This window comes from Ferroplasma sp. Type II, from assembly GCF_000496155.1.
This window is the reverse complement of record NZ_KI542852.1, coordinates 1-1300: the sequence shown is the minus strand read 5'-3', so window position 1 is coordinate 1300 and position 1300 is coordinate 1. Positions and strand designations below refer to the sequence as shown.

General features: G+C 34.8%; 2 protein-coding genes. Both read left to right on the top strand.

Annotated elements, in window-relative coordinates:
- A partial coding sequence (locus tag AMDU4_RS13910) for an aminotransferase class I/II-fold pyridoxal phosphate-dependent enzyme (RefSeq protein ID WP_290705600.1) occupies positions 1-622 on the top strand: 622 nt, incomplete at its 5' end.
- Positions 623-1018: 396 nt separating this feature from the next.
- Positions 1019-1300: hypothetical protein (locus tag AMDU4_RS13905; RefSeq protein ID WP_021788554.1), on the top strand; the 282-nt coding region annotated here is incomplete at its 3' end.

The following is a 1300-nucleotide window of genomic DNA, read 5'->3' as shown; positions in this document are numbered from 1 at the left end:
AAAAGTTTATTCGGAAAAGTCGCTCAGGAAACTTTCCGATTTTATAATTGAAAACAACCTCTATTTAATATCAGACGAAATATATGAGGATTTAGTATACAAAGGCAAAATGTTTTCTCCAGGATCGATAGAGGAGATGAAGGAAAGAACTGTTACACTAAGCGGATTTTCTAAAAGCTATGCAATGACTGGATGGAGGATAGGATACATGGTCGCTCCAGTTGATGTAATAAAGGCAGCCAATAAGGTACAGCAACAAACACTCACATGTGCTCCATCTATCTCACAATATGGTGCAATGAAAGCCCTTGAGGATGAGGAAAGTGTAACAAAGATGAAGAAGGAGTTTGAGAAAAGAAGGAATCTGGCAGTTTCCCTCCTGAGAGAAATAAATGATCTCTCATTCTATGAACCCGAGGGCGCCTTTTACATATTCCCCAGTTATTCCATTGACCGCCCGGATGATGCAATATCCTTGGATTTGTTAGAGAAACAGAATGTAATAGTAACGCCAGGTAGCCCATTTGGCGCAGAAAAGCATTTCAGGATCTCCTATGCAACATCTGAGGATGTTATCAGAGAAGGCATAGGAAGAATAGGAAAATATTTCAATGGGCAATAGAAATAGAGAAATTCTGGCTATCCCTATTTTTGTTGATAAATTTAGCATCAACGGGAGAATGAACACAGTTATTCCCACATTTTTTAAGCTACCGAAAAATAGCTTTATAATAATTCAGTACTAATATAGGAACCACCAAAAATTTGACATATTTAACGCTTTCAGCTTCATTTTTTTTACATAATCACTCCTTATTCTGTAGAATATTGCGAAATTTTAGCTAATTAGCAGTAGAAATTAGAAATATGTTAAAGGGCAACGTTGTGTTGGAGTAAAGAATTCATACCATAGAATAATTTATGGTCACTATATTATTAAGTGAATGGTGTGTGAAAAGTGATAGTTTATAAACTTTATAAAGTAATAAATTAATAAAATTATAACAAATAAACACGAATGTCTGTGATAAAGGATGAAGAACAAAGGTACTCCTATAGAAATTTCTTCAGGTATTCTGTATATCGGGTTACAAGTCTGTCCGGGATGGGGCCAATTTTTATAATAGCAAGTTTTATCATGGCATCTGGTTACTTAAGTAGAGTATACCTTGGAATTATAGGAATATTGATTCTTATTGTAGGGATTTCCCTTGAGCCACTATTCGGATATGCAATAGATAGTTTCCAGAGAAAGAGTGTGCTGAAATTCTGTATATTTGCTACAATAATACTCCTTTCT